The following is a 25510-nucleotide window of genomic DNA, read 5'->3' as shown; positions in this document are numbered from 1 at the left end:
TCGACCGGTTGAGAGTGCGACTCAAAAGCGAACCCCGAAAACTCATCGTTGCTGAGCCTCACTTGGCTCAATCGTCGTTATGGATTGCCGCGGAATGGGAACCAGCCCCTTTTGTTTGAATAGAGCATCCCAACGACAAACAGGGCACCTACGAGCGCGGCAAACAGCGAACCGTCGGGGCCGTAAGCGCCCCCGGTCAGGAGTACCGAATGGGTGGGGTCGGGCGTACTCAGAAGAAAGCCATGCGTAGTATTGACGCCGAGCAACGACTCCTCCGTAAAGTCCCAGCCGATGTGCATGCCCACGGACATCCACAGTCGTCCCGTAATCATGTAAGGAATACCCATGGTCAGGCCCGCATTGAAGGCGATTTCAAGGGCCTGAAACGGGGTTCCGTGGGTGAGATGCGCCACGCCGAACAGTGCAGAGGAGATCACCAGACCCGCGACGGGATTGAACATGCGCGCAAATAGACGAAGCAGGATGGCGCGGAATGCGAGCTCTTCAAGCATGCCGGAGATATAGCTGTCGAAAACAAGGCTGATGAACCGGACCAGTGCCCGATTTGTACGCGGTAAAAACCCATGGCGTAAACCAGCGCCAGTATCACGACCATGATCGCGAAACCAACGACGACGCCGACCGCAAGCTCAATCAATGACGAAGGTTTGAAGACAATCTCCGTAGGACGTCGTTTTTCACCCACTCTCACCAACAACGCGTAGAAGCCGAAGCCGATGATGGGAACCAATAGCGCTGGGACGTAGTCCGCGGACGATGGCAAATTCAGCCATTGAGGGGCAAAGACAGACGCAAACAAAAACCCGAACGTGATCGCATACAGGGCGGCGGCCCACGCGAGACATCGAATCGCCAACGTTTTCCCTGGAGCCAGGCAACCTGCGCTGCCTAGCTCGAAATTCCAGAAGGAACGGTTATTCATTTCAAAACCTTACGCTGCTTTGTGGTTTGGGGGTTAGTTGTCGCCTGCACTGACAGGAATCCTGCGCCAGGCGTGTCTGGCGCACAGGCGATGGAACGCGACTGCGCTTATAAAGTGCTGCGAACCTTACGGCTCATGAAGTCGTGAATAAGATCAGCAATTTCGCTCGCGTTTGTTTCCAGCGCAAAGTGTCCGGTATTCAGCAGATGGACTTCCGCGTCCGGGATATCGCGCTTGTACGCTTGCGCACCAGCCGGGAGGAAGAACGGATCCTTGTCACCCCAGACAGCAAGCAACGGTGGCTGATGCTTGCGAAAATACGCCTGCCACGCCGGATACAACTCCACGTTGGTGCGATAGTCGAGCACTAGATCCAGCTGAATGTCGTCCATACCGGCACGACTGATATACGCAGTATCGAGCGTGTAGCCGTCCGGAGAAACCTTGAGAGGATCAGCGCCGTGCAGGTACTGCATGCGTATCGCCTCCGGCGACAGCGCATCGCGACATGCTTCACGCGTCTGCTCCGAAGGTGAGCGCCAGTAAGCCTGGTACGGGCCCCACACATCGCTCAAACCTTCCTCATAAGCGTTGCCATTCTGACTGATGATGGCGGTTACTCGTTCGGGATGGGCGGCTGCAACGCGGAAGCCAGTGGGTGCACCGTAGTCGAAAACATAGAGCGCATATTTCTTCAGATTCAAGGCTTCCGTGAAGCCTGTTACCACTTGCGCCAGATGGTCGAAGGTGTAATCGAACTTGCCACGCGGCGGTGCTTTTGTATTGCCAAAGCCCGGCAGATCCGGCGCGATTACATGGTAATCATTGGCGAGCAAGGGAATCAGGTCGCGGAACATGTGCCCAGCGGTGGGGTAGCCATGCAACAGGAGCAATACGGGTGCGCCCGGTCGACCCGCCTCGCGATAGAAGACGTCGACGTCGCCCACCTTTTGAGTTCTATAGGTGATTGTCATGGGGGAGTTTTCCTGGGTGGAGTTCGCGGCTCGAAGCCGTTTGATGGAAAGGCCTGAGCGATCCATCGCATCAGCGATGCGAACGGTGGCCAGAGCGATCGAACCGACACGGCCGACGCCAACAAGCCGCGGCGCTTCACATTGATACTCTCTATAGCGGGAGTGTTCATTTAGGTTCCTCGATTCATCAACGTATTGACCAGCGCCGGGTGCTCACAGCCCACCGACGCGGGCTCATACAAGTGGCTTCGGTGAGGATGGCCACCGCCGTGGCGGTGTAAGCCGGTGAGCTTCAAAAGCTTGCAGTTGCTTCAGACGGTGCTCTTGTGCGGCATCAAGCACTTTTCACCAGCTGCCTTTGTACGTATATCGAAAAGAATTCCTTTGGCAGCATCAATGCCGATAATCCAGGCGCCTGCCAACATCATGGTGTCCTTGATCACCAGTCGCCCGCCCCCTGACAAGTAGGGAAAACCGTGTTGCGCATCGCCGAGTGCGGGCACCCATGCTTCGGGCGTTGTTATGAGAAATGACAAGGTTACAAGTGTCGTTACAAACGCAAGAAAGGCACCAAGCAAACCAAGACGTTTTGAAATTGGGTACGAAAGCACCAAAAGGCCAATAGTCAACTCGACCATTCCCAAACCGCGGGAAAAGCTGTACGTCTGGTTTTCGGTCTGCCAAGCACGTTGCACAGGTACCAGCACACCTTCGTGAGTCATATGCTCTTTATAGGCCTGTGGATGCTCATAGAAAAATGACATCACGGGGCTGTTAGCGACAAAGGGTGTGATGCTGTCTGCTTCGTACGGAGCAAACTTCAAACCGCCGATCCAAAAAAAGACGATGGCGATGGCCAGCCTCATTAAAGTAAGGCCAATACGATCGGTACGCGTAAAAGCACCTAGTGCTCGTTCTATCTTACGGTTCATGATATTCCTCTCGTTGGCTTGCGCTATCACTTCGCGCTGTGCGCTTTGACCGCATCGAGGACACGAGCGGAATAGACCATAGCGGCACCCGCGTTCAGGGCCACTGCAACACCCAATGCTTCAGCAATTTCTTCTTCCGTGGCGCCGTGCTTCAAGGCTTCTGCTACGTGTACCGTGATACATCCATCGCAGTGGGTGGTCACCGCAACGGCTAGCGCGATCAACTCGCGGGTTTTGGCATCCAGCTTGGCGGTCTTTTGGCCAGCCTTGGAAAGGGTCTGATACCCAGCCAACGTATCCGGACTCAAGGTGCCGATCTCGCCGATCCGGCCGACCAGTTCTTTACGATATTGCAGCCAATCCAACATGAAAGATTCCTCTTGGTGCGAGGCCTGGCGCTCCCCGATGCGCACAGTGTTGCGCCACAGTTTGAGTTGTTGAATACTTTATCTACTCAAAAAATGGCGTAATCGTCTCATGGATGCCCTCAGCAAGGTTCTTGAACTGGCTCGCATAAAAGGCAGTCTGGACTTGCGTTGCCAGCTCGCGGGCAGCTTCGCCTTGGACCATGAACCCCTTGCGTTAGGTGAGGCACCCTTTCATCTGGTGCTGTCTGGAAAGGCGAATCTGGAACTCCGCGATGGGACGTACATTGAGCTAACTGAGGGAGACTTTGTGCTTTTGCCGCGTGGGAGCGCGCATGTCGTGTCTGGAGTAGGGGACACACCATCCAGTCCCATTCGCGTCGACGATGATGGTCCGATAGCCGTTCGTCGAAATACAGGTAGCGATGAAGTTGAGCTGGATCTTTTGTGCGGGCGCTTTACGTACGCACCAGGGGCTGCAGATCTGATCATGAGTGCGCTCCCTGAGATTCTGCATATATCACTTGCCGAAGAAGGCAAGCCTGAAGCACTTGATGGTGTGGTATCTCTGTTGAGGGACGAAGTTGTGAATCTGCAATCAGGGGCGCTGGCCATCGTTACGGCGTTAAGCACGGTCCTTTTTGCGTTGGCTTTACGGGCCCATGCGAGGCGCGACGGTATGCCCGCATCGCTGCTGGTGTTACTTACAGATGCGAGGCTTAGTCAAGCCGTTCTCGCCATGACCAAAGAGCCCGAGAAGCATTGGACATTGGACATGCTCGCCAAGCAGGCAAACATGTCCAGGGCAACCTTTGCGCGGCACATTGCCAACAAGGGCAACCTGTCTCCGATGGATCTGTTGACATCGATTCGCATGCAAATCGCGTGCGAAATGTTGGAAAGCAGCAGCTTCCCTGTTGGGGCTGTCGCCGAGCGTGTGGGCTATCAGTCGGAATCAGCTTTCACAAAGGCCTTTCAGAGAAAACTTGGTTTTACGCCAGCAAGTTATCGTCGCCACAGCAACCGCCGATCGCGATAAGCACACTGCCATGAATATTTTCTGGATCTTGCGTCAATGCTGAATACTGACCACAACTTTTCCCTGTGCTTGTTCGCTACCGACAAGCTCGTGCGCGGCGTCAACGTCGTCCAGACCGAAACAGTGCGTGTCCATCAGCGGCTTGATCATTCCCATTTCGGCGAGGCGGGTGGCTTCGCGCAGAATATCGCCGTGATGCGCCTTGCCATCTCCCGTCAACAGCGGCAACAAGGTGAAGACACCTGAGTAAGTGCCGGCACGGAAAGAAAGTGGCGCCAGTGCATGTGTTCCCCAGCCCAGCGAACTGACGACATGACCGAACCGCGACACCGCCTTGAATGAAGCATCCAGGCTCGCGCCACCGGCAGTGTCATACACGACGTCGAAACCACGGCCTGCTGTATAGGCGGCGACATAGTCTTCGACCTGCATCTTGGCGTAGTCGATCGGCGTGGCGCGGAGTTGTTCAATCACGCTGGCACGTGCAGCGGAATCGGTCGCGAACACCGTTGCGTCGAAAGCGCGTGCGATTTGAATGGCCATGCTTCCTACGCCACCGGCACCGCCTTGGACCAGCACGGTTTGGCCTGCGCTTAGATGAGCGCGATCAATCAATCCTTCCCACGCGGTAGTGAAAACGAGCGGCAGCGCCGCCGCTTCGCGCATACTGAAGTGAGAGGGTTTCAGTGCAAGCAGGCGCGCGTCCACAGCGGCGTATTCGGCAAGCGATCCTTGAACGCCACCCACACCACCGGTCATGCCATAGACCTCGTCACCGACCCGAAAGCCCGTGATGTCCGGACCCACCGCATCGACGACGCCAGCCAGATCGATACCGAGGATGGCTGGAAGCGGGTGACGCGCATGTTGCCCGTCGCCGCTACGAATCTTTAGGTCCAGCGGATTGACACCGCTGGCCATAACCCGGACCAGCACCTGGCCCGACTGCGGCAAGGGCCGAGCGATGGACGTGAGGCGAAAAGGCGCGCCGTAATTTTCCAGAACGGCGGCTTTCATGGACAAGGGCTTGGTCATGGCGAACTCAGCGATGTTTAGGAAGTGATCGTTAAGCTACGCGCAATAATGTTGCATGGAAATAAAAATAAATGCATTTAATCCATGCATAATTGCATGGCGACGATTGGAGTCCTTCAGGGCGGACCGGCTCGCCTATAAAGAGGAGCGTGGCGATGGAGTGGGGCGATCTACGCGTGTTCCTAACTATCGCCCGCGAGGGAACACTCGGTGCGGCGGCTCGCAAACTTGGGCAAACCCAACCCACGATGGGGCGGCGATTGCAGGCACTTGAACATGCACTGGGACATCAGCTGTTCCAGCGAACGAAGGACGGATTCGTGCTGACGGATGAGGGCACCGCCGTACTCAATCACGCTGAGCGCATGGAGGAAGAAGCGCTTGCATTTCAGCGTCAGCTCACCGGGCAGGAACAACAACTGGATGGCATGTTACGCATCACCGCTTCGGACTGGTTTGCCGAGTACATGCTGACGCCCATCATCGCTGATTTCTCGAAACAGTATCCCCACGTGATCATCGAATTACTTACGGATTCACGCTTCTTCAGCCTATCGCGCCGTGAAGCGGACCTGGCGTTTCGCATCCAGCCGTTCGATGAACCGGACATCGTCTCCCGTAAACTTTCGCGTATCTCTTATGGTGTTTACACAGCGGCGGATTATCCACGCCCAGAAACCGGCGACGGTGCGGGCGCATCGTTGCTCGTGATGAATGTCGCCTTTGGTGGCATGCCCGAGGTCGCCTGGTTGCAACGCATGCTTCCCAATGCACGAGTGGCGTTTCGCAGCAACGCTCGAGCTGTGCAGGCACGCATGTGTCTGCGAGGCGCGGGCATTGCGGTATTGCCACGTCCGCTAGGCGACGCGATCGACAGCCTGCGGCTCATCGACCTCGGCGAAGAACCACCCGCGCGCGATGTGTGGGTTGGCTACCATCGCGACATGCGACGCCTCGCTCGATTGCGCGCGCTGTTGGAGAGGGTTATCGCCCGATTGGCCAACTGAGTTGAAAGCAAACGGAAGCGCCGAAGATGCTCGCGTGGATGGCATCGCAACACAGGTAGGCAGATACTTCCAAGAAACCTGACGATCGGCAGGGGAGCGCCCACTTAGGTTGATCCAAGGCTTCACGCTTGAATTCAAGGCATGCAATGGCGCCCGCCTGCTGAGTTTCCTGTGTGGCTTTGTGTTGTTCGACCGCGAGGTCGGCAAGCTGACGACGGCGGCCATATGGCCGGTTCTATACTGCTGCATCCTCGTGGGAGCGCGCCATGTTGGAAGAATTCTTTGCACAGCTGAAGGAACACAAGCTGGTGCAGTGGACACTGGGCTACTTGGCCATGTCCTTCACGCTCATCCCGGTGTTGGACATCATCGCCTCGCGCTTTGGTTGGTCGCAGACCGCCGCGCGTCGCATCGTCATCGCGCTGGCTACGGGTTTCTTCGTGATGCCGGTTATCGCCCGGTATCACGGCTAACGCGGTGAGCAACGGGTCAATCGGGTTGAAAAGTCCCTCCTTGCGATGCTGGTGCTGCTCGGCGTCGTCGCTATGTGGCGCGTCGCACCGGTTCCCACCGTGCGCGTCAGGGCGGCAACCAGCGGGGTAGTCGCCGCGCCACCTTATTCCATCGCCTTGCTGCCATTCACCAACATGTCCTCGGACAAGGATCAGGACTATTTCACCGAGGGCATCTCCAAAGATCTGCTAAACCTGCTGCCCCGGGTGCAGCCGTCGCGGCTTGCAGCGCGTACTTCGTCATTCGCGCTCCAAGGCAAGGGTCTGGACATCCCCGAGATTGCGGCCAGGCTGCACGTCGCCAACGTGCTGGAAGGCTCGGTGCGCAAGGCGGGCGATGAGGTGCGGATCACCGCGCAACTGGTGCGCGCGTCCGACGGCTACGAGATCTGGTCAAAAGTATTACGCGTGTTGCTGACGAACCTGCGATGGCCTTCTGACATTTCTGCCGGCGGACGCTGACCTGGTCAGAGGCTAGGTCGTCCGCTACCGTGATGGTTCAAGCCTTGATAGACAAGGCGGTCGAAGAACGCTGGATTGATGACGAATTGCCCCCACTTGGGGTCGTATTCTGCGCTTGGCTTGGCGGCCAAAACTTCATCGAGAGATTTGCCTTGGCTCTTGAGCGCTGCAACGTTCTTGCGCACACCGACGAGCATATCCCTGAAGGCCATGAGCTGCGCACGATTGCCGATGGGTCCGTGCCCCGGCACCACAATAGTCTGATCCGTGCACATGCCTAGCGCTTCGTTTGCAGCGGCGATCGCACCATCGATGCTACCGCCGTGTGCATTGTCGATAAACGGGTAGATCCCGTTCCAGAACGTGTCACCAAGCACGAGGACGTCCGCATTCTTGAAGTAAACGACGATGTCGCCATCGGTGTGCGCTGGCGCGATCGGCTTCACCAGGATGGTTTCACCATCGAGATGATAAGTGCGCTCTGTGCGGATGAGCTCGGTTGGTCTCCCGCCCATGGCAAGAGGAGGGAAGGTGTAGTTCCAATCTTCCACGCGAGTGGTTTGGGACACGTACTTCGCCGTGTTTGGCGTCGCAACCACCGTCGCCCCCAAATCGTGGACCCATGGATTCCCATCTGTGTGATCCCAATGCCAATGGGTGTTCACGAGATATTTGACTTTATCGACTCCCAATTGGCGCAACGCAGTTTGCAGGCGATCCTTGGAAAGCGAGATTCCTGCGTCGACCATGAAGGCGCCGTCGCCACCGGTGAGGACGGTGATGTTTCCGCCCGATCCGTCAAGCTCACTGATCGATCCGCGAAGGGGATTTGTTTTGATCGGCGTCGTCTCGGCCGCTTTATTGATGGCGATTACCGGGCTGGTCGCCGTCTCCGGCGACGCGAGAGCATCGCTCGTGATTCCGTAAGCCACGACCCCCGCCAAGGCAACTACAAAAGTCCACCTGACCGGCCGCTTCTCATGCGCGGTGTTCATAACAGATCTCCCGACCGTCTGGATGATGCGCCAGACATTACTGCAACGGTCAAGTCACTGGAGCCCCAGGTCGGTGACTAGCTCAGGTATGCGCGTAGGCCTACCGGCGTCGACTATAAGCCGGCTAGTGTGAAAGAGGCATCACTGCTCATGCTCTACGAAGCTTGGCCGCGATTAGGTTCGCGGAGGGGGCAGGAGAGATCGCTGCCCGCGTTCGAAAGATGGCTAGGATGACTATGAAGTTTGGCGTCGGGCGTGGAGCACCGAGTTCCTTACATAGGCGCGTTCGAATTCTTGCCCAGTGGCGTTGTGCGACTTGGCATCTGTTCCGAAACCTGCATAACGCTGCTCATCTGCTCAGGTCGATCGACGAGGCAAACCAAAACAACGGTGGAGACTTCCGCGGGTTAGGACCTAGAACTAGAGCGTCGATACTATGCTGGCGCCCGGCCCCTTGGCGTGCGTGATCCAGGAACAACCGGAAAAGAGCTGAGCTCACCCAACGGAATCGTGGATAGAGAAACGCCCGGCTCATCACCGGGCGTTCTTGCAATAGGCACTCACTGCATCGAGCAGGTCGTCGCTGCTGTGCTTCCCATCGCATTTCAGATCGGCAACCAATACGCGTCGATGGTGTTCAACCAAGAGCCCAGCACAAAAAGGCTACAGGACATCCATGGCGACGAGGTGGGTCTTAAGGCTCACGGGCTTTCACAGTAAGGCGGCGGTGCCGGCACGGAGCAAGCGTGGCAAATTGCCACGGCCAATCGCCTGTGGGACCCATTCTGAGTGGTGCCCGCCCCTGCGGCGGTGTTGAGGGGTACCCCAAAGTCGTAGAAAAACAACAGCCTAGAGGACCGTCGTGGGCGGAGCGCGCTGTGTTGCGGCTTGCATCGGGGGTATTGACCGCTACTTTAGAATAGTCAGGTATTTAGTCGGAGACTTGCCATGAATTTGTTCCTGACCATCGCGTTGGTCCAGCTGATTGCCCTGCTGAGTCCGGGCCCTGATTTCTTTTTCGTCTCTCAGACGGCGATCAGCCGCTCGCGGCGGCAGGCGTTTTTCGGCGTAGTGGGCATCACTCTCGGCGTCGCGGTATGGGCGACCCTGGCCCTTTTGGGGCTGCAGTTACTGTTGCAGCGACTAGTCTGGCTGGAGCGCCTGATTGCCATAGCGGGCGGCCTTTATCTAGGCTGGTTGGGCATCAAGATGTTGCGTGGTGCGCTGCGTAAGTCGACCAATGTAGCGGCACAAGAGGTAGAGCACTCGCCGTTGCAGCAGGGTGAATTTGCCACATTTCGCGCTGGCTTGCTGACCAATCTGTCCAATCCGAAAGTCGTGATTTATTTCGGCAGCGTGTTCTCGGCGTTTCTCGGCGACCACATCAGCGGCGGCGCGCGCTGGGGCGTGTGGACCCTGGTGGTGGCTGAGACGCTGCTGTGGTTTTCGCTAGTGGCGGCATTTTTTGCACTGCCGGCCATGCGCAGCGGCTACCTGCGGTTGTCGCGTTGGATCGACGGTTTTGCCGGTGCGGTTTTCGTGTTGTTTGGGCTGCATCTGATCTTCGCGCGCCGCGGCGCCTGACGCGCGCAGATGCGCGGTGTCACGGCAACAACTTGATCTTCCCGTTCTCGAAAACGAGACGTCCGATGTGGTTTTTAGCGATAGATCTTGGCGGTTGCAGGGACTAAAGCTTCCGCTTCGTACTCGCCGAAGGCTTGGTTAGGTGTCTCTGACAGTGTTTCACTGGCATCTCATTTCAAATTGTCGAAATCTACGCCGATTGCAACCATTGACGATTTGGCCATCCATGCTCAGCGAAGAAGGCCATGCATCCTGCGTATTCCTTCTAGCAACCGGTGAACCACGCTTCCCTGGTCCTTCCCATTGACGGGTATCTCTCTGACGATCTCGGCGACCTTTGCTTGATAGTTCAGTAGTCCGTCCAGCATATCCTTCGCAATCTCGGGGTGCTCCTGCAGGAGCGGTGTGAGCGCCCCTTTCTTCAGTCGAACAATTAGCACCTTGCCAACAGCCCGAAGCTTGATGAGACGGCAGCGGTGATGATGGTGACGACTTCCACGGCGACCAGCGCAGCAACGACACGCACGCCTCCACCACCGATTCGGACGTGCGCCTGATCCGCAAAGGCAAGGGCAAGGAAGCGAAGTTGAGCTATCTGGCCAATGCCCTGATGGAGAATCGCCACGGCCTGCTGGTGGCGGTGGACGTGCGCCACGCCAGCGGCACTGGCGAGCACGAGGGTGCGCTGAATCTGCTGACGGCTGCTGGCGCGAAGGTTGGTGCCACGCTCGGCGCGGACAAAGGCTATGACACAAAGGACTTCGTCGCGGCACTGAAGCAACGCGACATCCAACCCCACATCGCCCGCCACACCAAGGGACGGCGCAGCGCCATCGACGGACGTGCCGCACGTGGCAAGGGCTATGCGATGGGCTTGCAAATCCGCAAACGCATCGAGCAGGGCTTCGGCTGGATCAAGACCATCGGCGGGTTGCGCAAACTGGCGTTGATGGCCCCGTCCAAAGTGCGCGGCTGGGTGACCTGGACGTTCGCGGCATACAACCTGATCCGGCTCGGCGGCATCGGAGAGTGGTGGGATCCGTCGCCGACGTGAACGACGACGGGAAACGTGCGCCTGCTGGCTGGAAAGTGGGTGATAGCGACTGCCTTGCACCGCCCATTTCATAGATTACATCTATGACGACAGCGCCGCATGGGGCATTCTCAACAGCCTGCTAGCCCAAATTACCTAACCGAGAGCTCAAAACGCTTTTTTTTAAAACGACACCGTCGCGTGTTCCGCTTGGGGCTTCCCTTTCGCCACAAGAAGTCACTATATGTCTATTCTCGATTGCAACGGCCAAGGGTACGGCGGGGGCGCTCAATGAACGGCATGAAGTACCTTAACGGACTCCGTCTCCCGCGCGAGCTGGCACCGCTTGACGGTTGGTTGCGAGTTGTCTTCATGGTTGTGTGGTGGTTCCTGTTGGCGTTGAGTCTAACCGGTGGTATTTCGGGCGCCTGGAAGGACCTGCGCCCTGGCCGTGCGACTTCCTCGCCAACGCAACTTGTCGGCATCATGGTCGCCGACGCGCGATGGCCAACGGTCCGCCTCGTCCTCGGCGATGAGGCAGTCCGTTCGGGGCTGCACCCAGGCGACCGCTTGGTCATGATCGATGGAAAGCCCGTCGGTGCAGACCGGCAAACAATCGACGCACAGTTGGCAGGGCCTGTCGGCGGCAGTGTCATGATCGAGGCGCGGTCGCGTTTGGGCCAGCTATCGCGCTATCGGCTAACGAGAGATCCGCTCCATCGGCGGCAGGCTCTGGAAGCTATGGGCCTAAACCCGGCGCTCGACGTCCTTCTGACTAGCGGTGTTGATTTCCTGCGCATCGCATTGGTAATAACGTGCGCTGTGTGGCTCATGATCCGACGATCACGAGATCGCCTTGCTCCCTGGGCCTCAATGATGATGCTGAGCTTGGTGCTCGCTACAAGTGACACGAGTTCCTGGTATCAAAGCGTGCCAGGATTTTGGACCGAAGTTCATCTACACGCCAATGTTCCGGCCTTTGTACTGCTTATCGGAGTGCTGGCCCTGTTTCCTGACGGGTGCCTCAAGCCTCGTTGGACCTGGGCTGTTGTCATAGCCGCTGCCATTGTAGTTCCGGCAATGAATTACTCGCACATCGGCCTATCTCCTGAAATCCAAAATGTCATCTTTCTGCTGATCATGGCATTTGCCATCGCACTGATCGTCATCCGTCATCGTTCGATGCCTGCCGGCACCGGTCGGCAGCAAATTCGCTGGGCTCTCCTTGGCTTCTTCTGGTCACTGGTCTGTGTCGTTGCGTTGGTGATACTGGAAATATTCTCCGACAATGCCTCAACATTTTCTGCGGACATATGGACTACGATTCTTCAGTATCTGGTCATCGCCCTTCTCAACGCGCTGCTGATGATCGCCATCACGATTTCACTGTTGCATTACCGGCTGTATGACGCAGACGAAACGATCACCCGCTCCATCACCTTTGGCATAGTTTCTCTCGCACTTCTGTTGATATTCGCTGGCGCAGAAAAGGCGATCGAAATGCTGGGCGAAGAATATTTCGGAGAGCGCTTGGGCGCCATCGCAAGTGGCACAGGGGCGGCCATTGCGGCGGTGATGATCGGACCGCTGCATCATCGCGTGACGCTATGGGCTGAGCATCGCTTTCGCAGCCAACTCGGCCATCTCCGTCTCGGCCTACCCTTGCTTATCGCGGACATGCGCGAAACTGCGACACCTCTGACACTTGCGAATACCGCTCTCGCTCGCATCGAAAAGGGAGTGCACGCCGATCACGGCGCAGTAATCATAGAGAATGATGTGTTGAGTGCCCAAGGCATCGACGACAAAACTGTGCGCGCATGGCTAGCGAAGGATTCAGCACAGCCCAGTCATTTCCGACGGCTCTATTGTGACCGCACCGATCCGGCTTTCCCCATTCGCGTGCCGTTATATGCCGACGACGTCGGTCTGCTCGGCTGGTTGCTGCTGGGCCCGCGTCCGGATGGCAGCTTCTTCAACAAGGAAGAGCGCGAGACGTTGCTTGCTATTGCAGATCCGATTGCGCGCGCGTTGGTGATCGCGTTCCAGCGAGAAAAAACCGATGGCGAATGGAATAGGGAGGTTGGTGCACTGCGCGGCATGATCGATCGCCTCAACGACAGGCTGAATAGGCACTTTGGTCCCGATACGGATGAATTACCGTGCGACCGCAGCGCGACATGACCGCAGTTACCGAGCGGAGGGGTCTCTTGACACACTCAGTCGCAGATCGCCGTGCCTTCGAACGATCTCGATGATCGGCGAAATAGAGGACGTGACAGTAGAAGATTGATGCACCTTTCACACGGGAAGCGGCATGGTTATAGGTGGGGGAATCCATGCATGGCTGCAGTTGGTCGCCGACCACGGGCTACGGGATGCCTTGACTATTGATCCTTAGTCCAACGCATTGACCGGACGGCCTGGAGATCTGCATGAACATCGTGCATGTGAGGCAGGAGGCATTGGCCATGATCCGATCGAAAGGGTTGCGCATTTCGATCGTGAACGCATTGGCGAACGGGGAGTGCAAGCGCACTTGCTGGCATTGACCCGCTGCTGGAGAGGGAAGCGAGCGATGGATCCAAAAGATCGAGACAACACGAGAGATGCTGACGACAAGGGCAGGGTATTCGGCAGTAATGAATCCAGCTCGAAGCAACGTCTCTTCACACGCCGAAAGGTTCTGATCGGCCTTGCGGCTTTGCCCGGTGCGGCACCTTGGGTGCGTTCCATGGCGGACAGTCTTGCAGACGTGCCGCCCCGTGGCCCGGGCGACCTGCTGGGCAAGTACAGCGAGCGCTCGAAGTACGTCCAGATCAGCCGTATCCCGGAGGCAGGACCAGGGATGAGGAATGTTGATCCGGTCAACGCGATCAACTCCAAGGCGCCTTTGGACAAATTGGTTGGCATCATCACGCCTTCTGACCTGCACTACGAGCGTAGTCATGCGGGCGTACCAGAAATAGACCCCGCCAAGCACCGCTTGCTGATCCATGGCATGGTGAAGAAGCCCTTGGTGCTTACCGTATACGACCTGATGGCGCTGCCTTCGGTTTCTCTCATCCATTTCGTCGAGTGCACGGGCAATGGCTGGGAGAACTGGAAGAAGGCCGACGAAAACCTGACTGTGCAAAACACCCACGGTCTGGTCAGCTGCACTGAATGGACGGGTGTGCCACTGAGGCTGCTGGTCGATATGGTTGGCGTGGATCGCCAGTCATTGTGGATGCTTGCCGAAGGTGGTGATGGCGCCGGTGTTGACCGAAGCATCCCCCTCACCGATGAGATACTTAACGACGCGCTGGTTGCCTACGGTCAAAACGGGGAGCCCATTCGGCCGGCGCATGGCTTTCCGATTCGGCTGATCATGCCGGGCTTCGAGGGCAACTTGAATATCAAGTGGTTGCGCCGTCTGAAGTTCGGCGACCGGCCATGGATGACGCGCTGGGAAACCGACCGCTACACGCAGCTGCGCCCCGATGGTTTGGCGACTCAGTTCCAGCTAAGGATGGACACCAATTCTGTCATCACCTCGCCCTCCGGCATGATGGAAGTTCGTCCCGGCTACAAGCGCATCACCGGCCTAGCCTGGAGTGGCCACGGCAAGATCGCCAAGGTTGAAGTAAGCACGGACGAGGGCCGGACCTGGAAGGTAGCTCAACTGAATCAGCCGGTGCTGTACAAGGCGCAAACCCGTTTTCAAATGGATTGGATGTGGGATGGCAAGCCGACCAAGATCGTCAGTCGTTCGACAGACGAAAAAGGCAACATCCAGCCTGACCGCAAGTCCTTCATCGCCCGGGTGGGTACTAACGCGCTGTTTCACTACAACGCGCAGCAGACCTGGAGTATCGATTCCAATGGCAAGGTTCACAACGCTCTGTCGTAACACGGCTGCGCTCGCGGCCCTGTTCGCCTGCACTCTGGCGGTCGCGGCACCGCCCAACTACGGCGTTGGGCACCCTGCGACGCCAGAGGATATCAAGCTGTGGAATATCGACGTCCGTCCCGACGGCGCCGGACTACCCGAGGGCAAGGGCACGGTGGACCGAGGCAAGACGGTATACAACACCAACTGCCTCGGTTGCCACGGCCTCAACGGGCAGGGCGGGATCAAGGACCGTCTGGTCGGCGGCCAGGGCAGCCTGGCGACGGACAAGCCAGTGAAAACCATCGGCAGTTTTTGGCCTTATGCCACCACGCTGTTCGACTACATCCATCGGGCTATGCCGTATACCTCGCCAGGTTCTCTGAGTATCGACGACACCTATGCGGTTGAGGCCTACCTGCTGAACTTGAACGGCATCCTGCCGGACGGCGCCACACTCTACAAAGCCTCGCTCCTCCGCATCAAGATGCCCAACCGCGACGGCTTCGTGCCCGAGCCTGAATTCGTGCACGTCACCAACTCTAGGTAGAAGCCGTTCTACGGGAGATGTACGTCCAACAACAGGTCAGATTAGGGATGGCATATGTCGTGCGATTCCGTCGAAAGCAGCCTATCGACGCCACATCCTCTGACCCTGGCGTACGTGGGAGCTTGGAGCAAAAAGCCAATCATGGAAAAAGCTCGCATATGCAAGGTTAACCTCCCATTGTGGTGCGCCATTTCATCGATGCGTGAGTAGGGAACGTTGGTCGACGACGACGTGAACGAACGCTCCCATCGGTAACTGATGACTGGCATCCAACCCACGAGACGACTAATTGCTTAGGAAGAAGCGTGACCTTCCGCTCGCGCGTCTCAATTTCTTGTTCGATCCTCTTGAAGTGTTCATCAAGGCCGCCGCTGCAGTCTGGTCAAGCCTAGAGTACAGACTCTGTATGACACGTTGGACGCAGTTTTTTGCGTTTCATCACCTGAACGGGATCGCCCCGAAGGGTTAGGAAAATCTTCCTCTGGGAGAGGATGCGCGACCGTGGTGCGAAATGGAAAACTCTCTCTCAAATCGTCGCCTTTTTGCGCTTTCGTCGATGCAACCCTTTGCCAAACTCCGCAGAGAGATCGTCATGAATTTTTCGCCTCTTCGATCCAGCTTCCTGTTGATCATGATCTTCGCAGTCGGGTTCGCTCACGCAGCCGATGCGCTATTGCCGATCAACACAGGAGCGTACGTGGTATCGAGCAGAAAAGCTTGCGAAGGAGCCGCATTTGCAGCCGTGATCACATTCGATGGACGCTCGTTCTCTGGCCCGCACGATTCGGATTGCCAAACCATCATCCTCGGTCAGCATGGCCTGTCGTACAGCGTGAAGACGACATGCCGAGCGTTTGGCGACGGCACACCCACCGTACCATCGACTGTCTTCCAGAGTGTCCGAATCAAATCGCGGAGCGCATTTGCCCTCACTCGCGACAACAAGAAAATCGACTACGCGTTGTGTCCGAAATTCCACTGAAGTCGGCACCACACGTCCAGAATCGCTCCGCCCGCTGGCGGGGTGCTTGCCACCCAAGGAAATCTCGATGCCTATCATCTCCGTGCAAATGCTAAGCGGTCGCACGCCCGCGCAAAAAAGCTCTTTCATCAAACAGGTCGCGGATATCGCCGTGCAAACACTTGAGGTGCCGGAACGCGCTGTCACGATCGTATTGACAGAAATTAGCGCTGATGACTGGGGCGTTGGTGGCAGGACGATGGCGGAGATCAGGGCAACCTCGCCTGAGCCAACCTCAGCCTGAATTCAACAGCATACGGAACGATCTGACCGCCTGGTCGGCGTTTCGCCATTACAACTAATGCGAATACCCCCCATGAACCAAAAAACGAAACAGAACGACGCTACTTTCGACGCCGCTGCTAAAGCCAATCAGGCGCATTTGGCCTCGAACATCAAACAGCATTACGACTACATCGTCTGCGGAGCCGGCACGGCCGGCTCAGTTGTCGCGGCTCGGCTGGCCGAGAATCCTGACGTCCAGGTGCTCTTACTGGAGGCTGGCGCCGACGACGACAGTCCGCTCGTTCAGGATCCAAATCTATGGCCCTACACGTTAGGAACCGATCTGGACTGGGGATTTCGTTGCACGCCCAATCCTCATCTGGACGGTCGCGCCATCGACTACTCAATGGGCAAGGTGCTGGGAGGTGGGTCAAGCATTAATGTATCGACATGGTCGCGCGGTCACCAGGCGGACTGGAACCATTTCGCTGAAGTGGCGAATAACGCGTCGTGGCGCTACGACTCTGTCCTTGCGCTGTACAAATCAGTTATCGAGGCATACTCAGGCCAGGACGCCGGCGAATATCGTGGTCGCCAAGGCAAGGTCCCCGTCCGAAACGCCGTGAATCCGGCCCCTTTCGCTCACCAGTTCCTCGTTGGAGCGCAGGCGTGCGGACTCCGTCAATTTTCGGATCCAAACGGCGAGATGATGGAGTCCGACGGTGGTTGCGCATTTGTCGATGAGACCGTGGTCGGCGATTCGCGATGCTCCATATTCCAGTCCTATGTCCGTCCGCTGATGGGTCGATCCAATCTGACGGTGCTGACGGGAGCTTTAGTGAAAAGAATCATCTTCCAGGACCGCGTGGCGTCCAAAGTTGTGTTCAGTCATCGTGGAGAGCAACTGAGCGTGGGTGCAAGCGTCGAGATCGTGCTGTCGATGGGTGCTATCAACACGCCGAAAATTCTTATGCTGTCAGGCATCGGCGATGGAGACGAACTTTCTCGATTCAACATACCGTTAGTGCAGCATCTGCCTGGCGTGGGCAAGGATCTTCACGACCATGTGTCCTTCGGTTGTGTCTGGGAGAACGGCGACGATCGCCCCCCCCAAATTCCACGTTCGCAGGTTGCAAGTTTCTGGAAATCTCGTGCCGATTTGGACAGCCCAAACTTCTATTCGTACGCAATCCAGAGCCCGATCATCACGCCAGAAAATGCATCGAACTTCAAACCGTCGCCAGATTGCTGGTCCATGGTGGTCGGGATGCGACCACAAAGCCGCGGGAGTGTCTCGCTCGCGAGCGGCCAGCCCTCGGACGCGCCACAGGTCAACGCGAACTATCTGGCGGAGCCCCAAGACCTTGCCGACCTGATTGAGGGCTTGAACATGGTCCGTGCGATTGGCAACTCAAGCGCCTTGAAGGACTTCAGAGGAGGGGAGGTCGCTCCTGGAGCTTTGTCGGATGGGAAGCTGAAGCAATTTTTGCGGAACGGGTTAACCACCTTCTGGCACCCATGCGGCACCGCGCGGATGGGAACGGACGATGGTGCGGTTGTCGACGGGACGCTACTCGTCCATGGCGTCTCAAGACTTCGCATTGCGGACTCGTCCGTCATGCCCCGCGTCACCACGGGTAACACCATGGCACCGTGCGTGGTGATCGGAGAGATCGCCAGTGAATTAATGACGCACCGCAGGCACTAGTCCGATGAAAAACACTCCACCGCTCCAGTGAGATTGTGGCGAATTTCACCAGGGGGTTCTGAAGTCGGCGGCGGTGCCGATGCGCCTTCTACAACCTCATGACGAGGTCAGCGCAAATCTATCAAATGCCGTGCGGTGACACCCACAGAATGCAAGGTATGTAGGCCCGATCGAATTTGTAGTATCACTGGCGCTGTAGATTCAAATTGCTCGATTCTGTAGGTGCGCACTGAGCAAAAACAATTGCATTCTCAACCTGTATCGTTTCGTGATCCATCGCCAAGGATCCAGCCATCAGGCAGTAAATATTCATGCTGGCGCCCACATGCGCCGGATCAACTGGTCGACTGAAAGAATTCGTTGAGACGATCGAACTGCTTATTGCGTCTATTCACCATTAATCCGCTCGATTTATGGCGTAAGCTAACGTTGTTGGTTAACGCCATGGATCGACTCCCGCTAAACGAACCGGAGCACAACCTCATGCTTGATTGGCTGCAATACCGCAAAGAATTGATGAGCCGCATTGGCGAGCTGGGCAAACTCAGCCCGGACACCCTTGCTGGTTACCAAACACTGTCGGGCGCCGGTGAAAAGACTGGGCACCTCGACGCCAAGACGCGCGAATTGATTGCACTGGCTGTTTCCGTGACCAATCGCTGCGATGGCTGTATTACCGTGCACACGGGTGCGGCGTTGAAGCACGGCGCCAGTCGCGAAGAGATTGCAGAGGCATTGGGCGTGGCGGTGGCGTTGAACGCCGGCGCAGCGATGGTCTATTCGGCCCGGGTCATGGATGCTGTTAGCGCGCACAGCGCAGCTTGAGCTGTCCAATTAAAAAGGGATGATGTCTTATCTGATTGTTTGTCCCGTGGGGCCGAAATTGATAGGTCGTGTCGCTTCGCATGTCAAAGGACGTCGAATGCGACACAATCAATACGCACTCAGAACGGCGAAATCTTTACAAGGCGCTCTCTGGCCTGGAAGACAAGCGAGTTCTGTCCACGTGGCGCCAGAGACGAGAGCTTCAAGAATTTCCCGTTGTGGCAAACGAAACCAGCCGATCCAAGCTGGCAGAGTTGGCGTCTGGCTGGTAACCCATGTCCTCGCTGGCCGCCGACGCTCTGTTTGCCCAATAGGTACGGTAGCCATAAGCCTTGGCACCGACCGCGTCCCATCCCCCAAATGCAACGAACAGCACTTCCGGTCTCGTGACTTTGAATGCTGTAGTTGCTATTCGGTATGCCAGAGGGGCGGGTTTGAAGAACCCCACTTCGTCAGTACTTAAGAGCGCGTCCAGCTTACCTTCCAAACCAGACGACACTACGCAGTGACGCATCATATCTAAAGTGAAGTTGGACAAAATTGCCAGCCTGATATTTGCCTCTTTCAATCGATCCAACGTTTGTGCAGCGTCAGGCCAGGCTCGAAGGCTCAGGTACGACTGCATCAGCTCGTCGGACTGGGCATCGTTTATTGCTATGTCACTGGCTCGTGCTGCATGTCGAAGCGCCGAACGCGTGACGTTCCAGAAGTTGTCGTACTTACCCATACTGTTACGAAGCCACGTGTACTCAAATTGCGCGGCTCGCCACGCTAGACTTAGCGCAGCTCCGCGTTTAGGAAACATTTTTTCGACGGCTGCAACTACGCTGTTCGCATTGAAGAGCGCAAAAGCGTCAAAGGCCACCACTTTTGTCTTGTAATCACCTGACGTTGATTTGCCAGGAACTGTGCTCACCATTCCCATAGCAGCCGCAGCAGACGTCATTTTCAGAAAGTCGCGTCGTTTAAGCACGATGATTACTCAATTCAGTACGAGAACCGAAGCCTCTTCTCGTTTTCCTTAACGTCGAGGAAAAAACGTGGGTATGCGGCAATGTCACCATTCTTTGCCGTGCTCGCCACTTTCCATATAGGTTTTTGACCAAAGCGCCATCTGGATGTGCATCGACTTGATCCAAGCCTTATGCATGCTAGATACCTCAGATTCTGTATGTCCCTTGGCCGCTAAATATGGCTTTATCGTTTCGTTGAGAACAGCCACGAAAGCAACGATGTCGCTGTAGGGAACGTAAGGCGTAGAGACAACGTTGTCGGTCTGATTTTTCTTCACACTCGTATGGCGCAGCGCTATCTCTTGCTGGTAGTTCAACCAGTCCTGGTCGTAGGTACGTGTGCAGGTATCAATGATCCATTGTTCGAATCGGCGATTGCTGCGCGCAAGGTAATCAGGGGAGGGAGATCCATCGAGGTTCCGTGAGTGCTTTGCGAGATGGGGAATTCCAGCAATAATGTTGGCGCGCCAGTGTTTCACGATGCGCTCGACATCATCCTTTAAAACGAATCCCGCTAAAAGCAACGAGCGCTCATCATCCTCCGTAAAGCCCACGGACGTCTTGAGTCGCTGAAGGTCATTGAGCGTCGCGGATGAAACGGCGATGGCCGGCGTTCCGTAGGTATATCCAGAGATGTCGTTCGCATTGCTATTCATGGACGTCTAACCCGAATAAATTGGCTCTCATTACACAGTCACCATTGGTTGGATCATCGGTGAAATTTTATGAAGCTACGGAAACCTCAGGTCCGTCGCTGCGATTGAATTTCATCGCTAGGACCTCTCTGCGACATGACGGTCAGCATGATGGCGGTCGATCTCTATCAACACCAGTAGTCACCTCATGCTCAGAGGCTTAAGCCGACTTAGCTCGAAAATGCCTGAATTAAATAACTTTGCTTGTAATGAAGTGGTTTACTAAATCTAGAGTCAAAAATACAGATATTTACGTTTCGAAAAATCACACTTCTGGATTGTGTGTGCATACTACTTAAGTGGTATCCGTTAAGCGAAATGGACTTCTATAGATGCCATACGCCGCTCGACCTCCAAAAAACATTCTGCACCGGGCGACGATGGCGATGAGAGTTCATCGTCTAACACTAAAGTGGTAGCTGTCTCGTCGCATGAAGAGTGATACGCGCATAGCTTACGTAGGTTAAGTTTTGTCCGAGTCAGTAACGCCACGCGGAAATAAGTTGCTATGCGACATGGTTATTTTTACCTTCACGAAAATATTACAATGGATAATTTAGTGTCGCGCTACTCGCATGAAATTTGCGGCAGCTACATTGTAGAGTAATAGCACATAGTCAAATCGACGGTCGTGTGAATCATTTATTAATTTTCACAAGATAGATTGTTCAATCTATAAGGACCTATTCCGTGACTAATCCCAAATTCGTTTCGAAAGTTCGCTTGGCGAGCCTTATGGCCGTCGTCGTCCTGGTCATCTCCACACTATCTTTGCCAGTGGTAGCTGGCGTATTCGAGCAGGTCAACGCCGAAGCGGCGAGTGGCCGGATAACGGTACACCCTCTGCGTGGGGGTGTCACTGAGTTGGAAGGTTCCGGCGGAAACATCACCGTGTTGACTGGTTCCGATGGTAAGTTCATGGTCGAGGCAGGAATAGCATTGTCCAAAAAGCCGATTCAAAACGCTTTGGACACGTTGGGAGCAGGCTCGGTAAAATATGTAGTCAACACGCATTGGCATTGGGACCACAGTGACGGCGACGCTTGGTTGCACGAAGCTGGTGCGCTGGTTATCGCGACCCCGAATACTGCCAAGCACTTGGCGCAGGCATCACGAGTTACAAACTGGAACCATACGTTTCCGCCGGTCACTAAGGATGGTATGCCCACCATTCTTCTGACCGCTGCGAAGACCTACAACTTCGACGGCGACAACATCGTGGTGACACCGCTGGCACCAAGCCATACGGACGGTGATATTTCAGTTTACTTTACCAAAGAGGACGTGCTGGCGACGGGCGATACATTCTGGAACGGCTTTTATCCTTATATCGACTACGAGCACGGTGGCAAGATCAACGGCACGATCAGCGCGGTAGATAGCTATCTGGTCAATATCACCGATCACACACTGATTGTTCCCGGCCATGGCGCGGTGGGCAACAAAGCGCAGTTGAAAGCTTTTCGCGACATGTTGGTAGGGATTCGCGATCGCGTGGCCATGCTTAAGGCCCAGGGCAAAACGCTCGATCAGGTGGTCGCTTCAAAGCCGACCGCACCATTCGACGCTCAATGGGGAGGCTTTATCGTCAAGCCAGATCTTTTTGCGAAGATTGTCTATCTGAGCTTGTAAGGCCGCTGAGCGAGTGCAAGGCAAGGCAAGGCAACGCAAGTGATTAGGGCAGGTTATCGGGGGTAGGGTGACCGTGCCTGCGACCAGGCTCCGAGCTGGCCATGAAATGAGTGAATCCGGTATGGGCCACAGCATCCACGGCAGCCAAAGATTGAGTGTGTTGATTTCCGCACCGTCGATGTTTCTTGGTGGACTTCTATCAGTGCGAACTCTATGGGCGAAGATTGCGGAAGATTTCTGCGGTAGCTGCCGAACTTTCAATGCGCTGAACACCAAAACACGCATCGAAGTAAGGTGTAAAAGTCGGGGATGGGCCCCTCAGCCTAAGAAGCGAATTGGGAAACCTTGTCGGATCGGGTTTGCGACACGGATATGCCGAGCAATTGCTGTCCTAATTGCTTCGGAGGGCTGTTTTGAGCTGCGGCAAGGGCCGCGAGGGCGATAAGCAGGAACCACGCCAGTAGTGCCAATTTCGCATAATGTATATTATGTAAAATCAAAGATATCCGCTCTTGGGCAAGGCCTTTGCCGTCGATCCCTATGTCCTTCTGCTGCAAATCTTCATCCTTTGGCGCCGATGTCCATTTAAATCACGACCGGTTCGAATGAGTCGGGACCACGCCTGATAAGGTCAGCGAGCCTTTGCAGTGCTTGCCCCAGCCGCGCGCGATCCTTGACGCCGCCGAGAGAAATTCGGATGGCTGTCGCGGACTCGCTACCGGCGGCAAATGCGTCGGAGGAAGTGACTGCCAGTCCTTCCAGACGCGCAGCGATGGCTAACGCTTGTGTAGTCCAGCTGTCAGGAAGCTCATACCAGATGTGTATGCCGCCGGCCGGCCAATGCTGGCTTCCATCGGTCAGAATGTGTTCGGCGAGCTGTTGGCGGGCGTGAGCTTCATTCTTTACGCCTTCAAGAAGTTGGATGGCCGAGCCGTCGTGGATCCACTGCGTCGCGACTGAAGTCATCAGTGGCGTTGACATGAGCGTGGCGGCCCGCAACGCCGCAAGAAAGCGAATTCGTGCATTGTCATCAGGCGACACTACGTAGGCTGTCCGAAGTCCCGGCGTCAGGCACTTGGATAGCGTCGATATGTAGTGCACCTGGCCGGGGGCCCAATGCGATAGCGAAGGCGGCGCATCCTCCGCCAAACGCCAATAGGGGTCGTCTTCGATAATCTGGATATCGTGTTTGGCAGCGACCCGTGCAATGTCGCGACGGCGATGCTCCGGCATGGTGCGTGTAGTCGGGTTCTGCATGGTGGGGTTGAGATAGACCACTTTCGCGCCCTCCTTCCGATAAGCCGACTCCAGCGCTTCTGGCGTCATGCCATGGGCATCGCGATCAGCCACCACGATGCGTCGACTCAATTGGCGCGAAGCCCCCAACAAGCCGGGATAAGTCATCGACTCGGTGACAATGGCGTCACCCGGCTTGGTCAGCGCCAGAATGAGTGCGGCCAGCGCGGCCTGGGCACCCGGACTGGTTACGATGCGCGCCGGCTCGACGCGCCCAAGCACCGGAGCGAGCCATATGGCCCCTGCTTCCCGATCAGCCTTGCTTCCGCCGCCAGGGTGATATGTCATCAGCATGTTGGCGTCTGCGCGAGTCAAGACCTGCTCCACGCCACGCCTTAGAAGGTCGGTGAAGTCCACCGACGCCGGTGGCGGCGGAATGTTCATGCTCAGGTCGACGATGGGCGCGAGTTCGACCTTCGGCGTGGATATGTAGGTCCCCAATGCTCCACGGGCATGAATCAGGTCCCGACCGCGAGCCTCCGCATAAGCGCGCGTCACTGTGGTGAGGTCGAGATGGAGTTGTCCGGCGAGATCTCGCTGTGGCGGCAAACGATCGCCTGGGCGCAGATGCCCTTCTGCCATTGCACGCTCGAGGAAGCGGACGATTTGCAGGTAGCGAGGGCCGTGTCCACTCAGGGCGGCCGACCAATCAACGCCATTCCCTGCTTCTTGTATGGATTTTGTCCGCGTCACTTTGCCACCGATGTATGGATCTTGTTGATCACTAGTATGCGCACAACGCGCAGCTAAATCCATGCATCCCGATTGCATCAGGCAACTCCAGAAGGACATGGATCATCCGCCTCATCCAGGTAAGCCACATGCTCAATCTGTTAGTCCGGTATCTGAGGATCGCGCTGGAAAGCGCGATGGGCGCAACCAGCGCCCGCTTGCCACGATGGCTTGTGCGTCTGCTGTGCACGGTGCCGGCCGGTTTGCTCGCCGGATGTCACCTCGCGCTTTTCGATCCGAAAGGCGACATTGGTGTGCAGGAGCGCCACCTCATCTTGCTGTCCCTCGTGTTGATGCTGATGGTGGTCGTTCCAGTGATCGCTCTGACGCTGTTTTTCTTCTGGCGCTATCGGGCGTCCAACACCAAGGCGACTTACGCGCCGACATGGGCGCACTCCACGAAGATTGAAATCGTGGTCTGGGCGATCCCCTGCGTGATTGTGGCCTTCCTTGCCGTGCTTATCTGGCGCAGCACGCATGTGCTCGACCCCTATCGCCCTCTCGCGTCTGATGTCCCGCCTGTGCGCGTGGAGGTCGTCGCACTCAACTGGAAGTGGCTGTTTATCTATCCGGACTACGGGGTGGCGTCGGTCAATCAACTCGTCATACCCGCCAATACGCCGGTCGATTTCGTGCTCACGGCGGACTCGCTCATGAACTCGTTCTTCATTCCGCGACTCGGAAGCCAGATCTATGCGATGGCCGGCATGCAGACGCAGCTTCATCTGATAGCCGATGCCCCTGGCGTCTATGCCGGCATGTCATCTGCCTACAGTGGCGAAGGTTTCTCGGACATGCGCTTCAATGCCATCGCAACCACTGGCATCGGCTTTCGCCAGTGGATTCAGCGCGCTCGAGGGGCACCGGCAAAGCTCACTCGTGATGCCTATCGCGCGCTCTCCCAGCCCAGCACGAACCCACCTGCCATGGTTTACGCGGACGTCGACCGGAATCTGTTTCAGAGCGTCGTCAACCAATACATGCCGAAGCCGAAAGCAGAAGACATGTCCGCAATGGCTTCGATGGCGCACCCCACCCCGAAACAAGTGAAAGAGTAACCA

26 protein-coding genes are annotated in these 25510 nt (G+C 56.5%); 15 read left to right on the top strand and 11 right to left on the bottom strand.

What is annotated here, in order from left to right; genetic code table 11:
* Window positions 1-77 precede the first annotated feature (77 nt).
* The 5 genes from HDE77_RS14285 to HDE77_RS14265 form a co-directional block, all read right to left on the bottom strand.
* The gene (locus tag HDE77_RS14285; RefSeq protein ID WP_184418236.1) at window positions 78-512 is read right to left on the bottom strand and encodes a CPBP family intramembrane glutamic endopeptidase; all 435 of its coding nucleotides are present in this window, start codon (window positions 510-512) and stop codon (window positions 78-80) included.
* A complete protein-coding gene (locus tag HDE77_RS14280; RefSeq protein ID WP_184418286.1) occupies window positions 434-943 on the bottom strand; it encodes a hypothetical protein in 510 nt (169 codons plus the stop codon). Before HDE77_RS14280 ends, HDE77_RS14285 begins: the two co-directional genes overlap by 79 nt.
* Window positions 944-1050: 107 nt before the next feature.
* Entirely contained in the window at window positions 1051-1917 is an 867-nt protein-coding gene (locus HDE77_RS14275; RefSeq protein WP_184418235.1) for an alpha/beta hydrolase, read from the bottom strand.
* Between the two features lie 311 nt (window positions 1918-2228).
* Window positions 2229-2849, bottom strand: coding sequence for a reactive chlorine resistance membrane protein RclC (gene rclC, locus HDE77_RS14270; RefSeq protein WP_221444291.1), 621 nt, complete (start codon window positions 2847-2849; stop codon window positions 2229-2231).
* A 26-nt stretch (window positions 2850-2875) separates the two neighbouring features.
* A complete protein-coding gene (locus HDE77_RS14265) occupies window positions 2876-3217 on the bottom strand; it encodes a carboxymuconolactone decarboxylase family protein (RefSeq protein ID WP_184418234.1) in 342 nt (113 codons plus the stop codon).
* Between the two features lie 109 nt (window positions 3218-3326).
* Here HDE77_RS14265 and HDE77_RS14260 point away from each other — a divergent pair, with 109 nt between their 5' ends.
* Complete coding sequence (locus HDE77_RS14260) at window positions 3327-4253, top strand: AraC family transcriptional regulator (RefSeq protein ID WP_184418233.1); 927 nt, start codon at window positions 3327-3329, stop codon at window positions 4251-4253.
* Window positions 4254-4286: 33 nt separating this feature from the next.
* Here HDE77_RS14260 and HDE77_RS14255 read toward each other — a convergent pair whose 3' ends face one another.
* Window positions 4287-5288 (bottom strand): zinc-dependent alcohol dehydrogenase family protein, encoded by a 1002-nt coding sequence (locus HDE77_RS14255; RefSeq protein WP_184418231.1) that lies wholly within the window; start codon window positions 5286-5288, stop codon window positions 4287-4289.
* 155 nt (window positions 5289-5443) lie between these two features.
* On the opposite strand from HDE77_RS14255, the gene HDE77_RS14250 reads away from it, so the two are divergent.
* The 3 genes from HDE77_RS14250 (at window position 5444) to HDE77_RS14240 (ending at window position 7269) form a co-directional block, all read left to right on the top strand.
* Window positions 5444-6295, top strand: coding sequence for a LysR family transcriptional regulator (locus HDE77_RS14250; RefSeq protein ID WP_184418229.1), 852 nt, complete (start codon window positions 5444-5446; stop codon window positions 6293-6295).
* 266 nt (window positions 6296-6561) lie between these two features.
* Window positions 6562-6768, top strand: coding sequence for a hypothetical protein (locus HDE77_RS14245; RefSeq protein ID WP_184418227.1), 207 nt, complete (start codon window positions 6562-6564; stop codon window positions 6766-6768).
* 45 nt (window positions 6769-6813) lie between these two features.
* On the top strand, window positions 6814-7269 hold the full coding sequence (locus tag HDE77_RS14240; RefSeq protein WP_184418225.1) for a hypothetical protein: 456 nt from the start codon (window positions 6814-6816) through the stop codon (window positions 7267-7269).
* A gap of 5 nt (window positions 7270-7274) precedes the next feature.
* Here the strand turns inward: HDE77_RS14240 and HDE77_RS14235 are convergent, their stop codons facing one another.
* The gene (locus tag HDE77_RS14235; RefSeq protein WP_184418223.1) at window positions 7275-8264 is read right to left on the bottom strand and encodes an MBL fold metallo-hydrolase; all 990 of its coding nucleotides are present in this window, start codon (window positions 8262-8264) and stop codon (window positions 7275-7277) included.
* Window positions 8265-9212: 948 nt separating this feature from the next.
* Here HDE77_RS14235 and rhtC point away from each other — a divergent pair.
* The 9 genes from rhtC (at window position 9213) to HDE77_RS14190 (ending at window position 19081) form a co-directional block, all read left to right on the top strand.
* Window positions 9213-9848 (top strand): threonine export protein RhtC, encoded by a 636-nt coding sequence (gene rhtC / locus HDE77_RS14230; RefSeq protein WP_184418221.1) that lies wholly within the window; start codon window positions 9213-9215, stop codon window positions 9846-9848.
* A gap of 547 nt (window positions 9849-10395) precedes the next feature.
* Window positions 10396-10902 carry a transposase gene (locus HDE77_RS14225; RefSeq protein ID WP_343206122.1) on the top strand — a complete coding sequence of 169 codons (507 nt, stop codon included), beginning with the start codon at window positions 10396-10398 and terminating at the stop codon, window positions 10900-10902.
* Between the two features lie 270 nt (window positions 10903-11172).
* Window positions 11173-13065, top strand: coding sequence for a hypothetical protein (locus HDE77_RS14220; protein ID WP_184418219.1), 1893 nt, complete (start codon window positions 11173-11175; stop codon window positions 13063-13065).
* Window positions 13066-13459: 394 nt separating this feature from the next.
* Window positions 13460-14773 carry a sulfite dehydrogenase gene (soxC, locus tag HDE77_RS14215; protein ID WP_184418216.1) on the top strand — a complete coding sequence of 438 codons (1314 nt, stop codon included), beginning with the start codon at window positions 13460-13462 and terminating at the stop codon, window positions 14771-14773.
* On the top strand, window positions 14745-15302 hold the full coding sequence (locus tag HDE77_RS14210; protein WP_184418214.1) for a cytochrome c: 558 nt from the start codon (window positions 14745-14747) through the stop codon (window positions 15300-15302). The genes soxC and HDE77_RS14210 overlap by 29 nt, the downstream gene beginning before the upstream one ends.
* A 511-nt stretch (window positions 15303-15813) precedes the next feature.
* Window positions 15814-16284: a hypothetical protein gene (locus tag HDE77_RS14205; RefSeq protein ID WP_184418212.1), complete on the top strand. Its 471-nt coding sequence runs from the start codon at window positions 15814-15816 to the stop codon at window positions 16282-16284.
* 67 nt (window positions 16285-16351) lie between these two features.
* The gene (locus HDE77_RS14200) at window positions 16352-16567 is read left to right on the top strand and encodes a 2-hydroxymuconate tautomerase family protein (protein WP_184418210.1); all 216 of its coding nucleotides are present in this window, start codon (window positions 16352-16354) and stop codon (window positions 16565-16567) included.
* A gap of 72 nt (window positions 16568-16639) precedes the next feature.
* Window positions 16640-18256 (top strand): GMC family oxidoreductase N-terminal domain-containing protein, encoded by a 1617-nt coding sequence (locus HDE77_RS14195; RefSeq protein WP_184418208.1) that lies wholly within the window; start codon window positions 16640-16642, stop codon window positions 18254-18256.
* 483 nt (window positions 18257-18739) lie between these two features.
* The gene (locus tag HDE77_RS14190; protein ID WP_184418280.1) at window positions 18740-19081 is read left to right on the top strand and encodes a carboxymuconolactone decarboxylase family protein; all 342 of its coding nucleotides are present in this window, start codon (window positions 18740-18742) and stop codon (window positions 19079-19081) included.
* 202 nt (window positions 19082-19283) lie between these two features.
* Here the strand turns inward: HDE77_RS14190 and HDE77_RS14185 are convergent, their stop codons facing one another.
* Window positions 19284-20054, bottom strand: a complete 771-nt coding sequence (locus tag HDE77_RS14185) for a haloacid dehalogenase type II (protein WP_184418206.1) — start codon at window positions 20052-20054, stop codon at window positions 19284-19286.
* An 84-nt stretch (window positions 20055-20138) separates the two neighbouring features.
* Complete coding sequence (locus HDE77_RS14180; protein ID WP_184418204.1) at window positions 20139-20750, bottom strand: protoglobin domain-containing protein; 612 nt, start codon at window positions 20748-20750, stop codon at window positions 20139-20141.
* Between the two features lie 729 nt (window positions 20751-21479).
* Here HDE77_RS14180 and HDE77_RS14175 point away from each other — a divergent pair.
* Entirely contained in the window at window positions 21480-22421 is a 942-nt protein-coding gene (locus HDE77_RS14175) for an MBL fold metallo-hydrolase (RefSeq protein WP_343206121.1), read from the top strand.
* A 323-nt stretch (window positions 22422-22744) separates the two neighbouring features.
* On the opposite strand, the gene HDE77_RS14170 is transcribed toward HDE77_RS14175, so the two are convergent.
* Entirely contained in the window at window positions 22745-22978 is a 234-nt protein-coding gene (locus HDE77_RS14170) for a hypothetical protein (protein ID WP_184418202.1), read from the bottom strand.
* A 28-nt stretch (window positions 22979-23006) separates the two neighbouring features.
* Window positions 23007-24410: a PLP-dependent aminotransferase family protein gene (locus HDE77_RS14165; protein ID WP_343206120.1), complete on the bottom strand. Its 1404-nt coding sequence runs from the start codon at window positions 24408-24410 to the stop codon at window positions 23007-23009.
* Between the two features lie 176 nt (window positions 24411-24586).
* Here HDE77_RS14165 and cyoA point away from each other — a divergent pair, with 176 nt between their 5' ends.
* Window positions 24587-25507, top strand: coding sequence for a ubiquinol oxidase subunit II (gene cyoA / locus HDE77_RS14160; protein ID WP_184418276.1), 921 nt, complete (start codon window positions 24587-24589; stop codon window positions 25505-25507).
* The last annotated feature ends 3 nt before the right edge of the window (window positions 25508-25510 follow it).

The sequence above is a fragment of the Rhodanobacter sp. MP7CTX1 genome, from assembly GCF_014205795.1.
Lineage (GTDB): Bacteria > Pseudomonadota > Gammaproteobacteria > Xanthomonadales > Rhodanobacteraceae > Rhodanobacter.
This window is presented reverse-complemented; position numbering and strand designations above follow the sequence as displayed.

Coding starts and splice junctions, on each gene's coding strand:
- HDE77_RS14285 (WP_184418236.1), bottom strand. CDS start 512: ATGCTTGAAGAGCTCGCATTCCGCGCCATCCTGCTTCGTCTATTTGCG.
- HDE77_RS14280 (WP_184418286.1), bottom strand. CDS start 943: ATGAATAACCGTTCCTTCTGGAATTTCGAGCTAGGCAGCGCAGGTTGC.
- HDE77_RS14275 (WP_184418235.1), bottom strand. CDS start 1,917: ATGACAATCACCTATAGAACTCAAAAGGTGGGCGACGTCGACGTCTTC.
- rclC (WP_221444291.1), bottom strand. CDS start 2,849: ATGAACCGTAAGATAGAACGAGCACTAGGTGCTTTTACGCGTACCGAT.
- HDE77_RS14265 (WP_184418234.1), bottom strand. CDS start 3,217: ATGTTGGATTGGCTGCAATATCGTAAAGAACTGGTCGGCCGGATCGGC.
- HDE77_RS14260 (WP_184418233.1), top strand. CDS start 3,327: ATGGATGCCCTCAGCAAGGTTCTTGAACTGGCTCGCATAAAAGGCAGT.
- HDE77_RS14255 (WP_184418231.1), bottom strand. CDS start 5,288: ATGACCAAGCCCTTGTCCATGAAAGCCGCCGTTCTGGAAAATTACGGC.
- HDE77_RS14250 (WP_184418229.1), top strand. CDS start 5,444: ATGGAGTGGGGCGATCTACGCGTGTTCCTAACTATCGCCCGCGAGGGA.
- HDE77_RS14245 (WP_184418227.1), top strand. CDS start 6,562: ATGTTGGAAGAATTCTTTGCACAGCTGAAGGAACACAAGCTGGTGCAG.
- HDE77_RS14240 (WP_184418225.1), top strand. CDS start 6,814: ATGCTGGTGCTGCTCGGCGTCGTCGCTATGTGGCGCGTCGCACCGGTT.
- HDE77_RS14235 (WP_184418223.1), bottom strand. CDS start 8,264: ATGAACACCGCGCATGAGAAGCGGCCGGTCAGGTGGACTTTTGTAGTT.
- rhtC (WP_184418221.1), top strand. CDS start 9,213: ATGAATTTGTTCCTGACCATCGCGTTGGTCCAGCTGATTGCCCTGCTG.
- HDE77_RS14220 (WP_184418219.1), top strand. CDS start 11,173: ATGAACGGCATGAAGTACCTTAACGGACTCCGTCTCCCGCGCGAGCTG.
- soxC (WP_184418216.1), top strand. CDS start 13,460: ATGGATCCAAAAGATCGAGACAACACGAGAGATGCTGACGACAAGGGC.
- HDE77_RS14210 (WP_184418214.1), top strand. CDS start 14,745: ATGGCAAGGTTCACAACGCTCTGTCGTAACACGGCTGCGCTCGCGGCC.
- HDE77_RS14205 (WP_184418212.1), top strand. CDS start 15,814: ATGGAAAACTCTCTCTCAAATCGTCGCCTTTTTGCGCTTTCGTCGATG.
- HDE77_RS14200 (WP_184418210.1), top strand. CDS start 16,352: ATGCCTATCATCTCCGTGCAAATGCTAAGCGGTCGCACGCCCGCGCAA.
- HDE77_RS14195 (WP_184418208.1), top strand. CDS start 16,640: ATGAACCAAAAAACGAAACAGAACGACGCTACTTTCGACGCCGCTGCT.
- HDE77_RS14190 (WP_184418280.1), top strand. CDS start 18,740: ATGCTTGATTGGCTGCAATACCGCAAAGAATTGATGAGCCGCATTGGC.
- HDE77_RS14180 (WP_184418204.1), bottom strand. CDS start 20,750: ATGAATAGCAATGCGAACGACATCTCTGGATATACCTACGGAACGCCG.
- cyoA (WP_184418276.1), top strand. CDS start 24,587: ATGGGCGCAACCAGCGCCCGCTTGCCACGATGGCTTGTGCGTCTGCTG.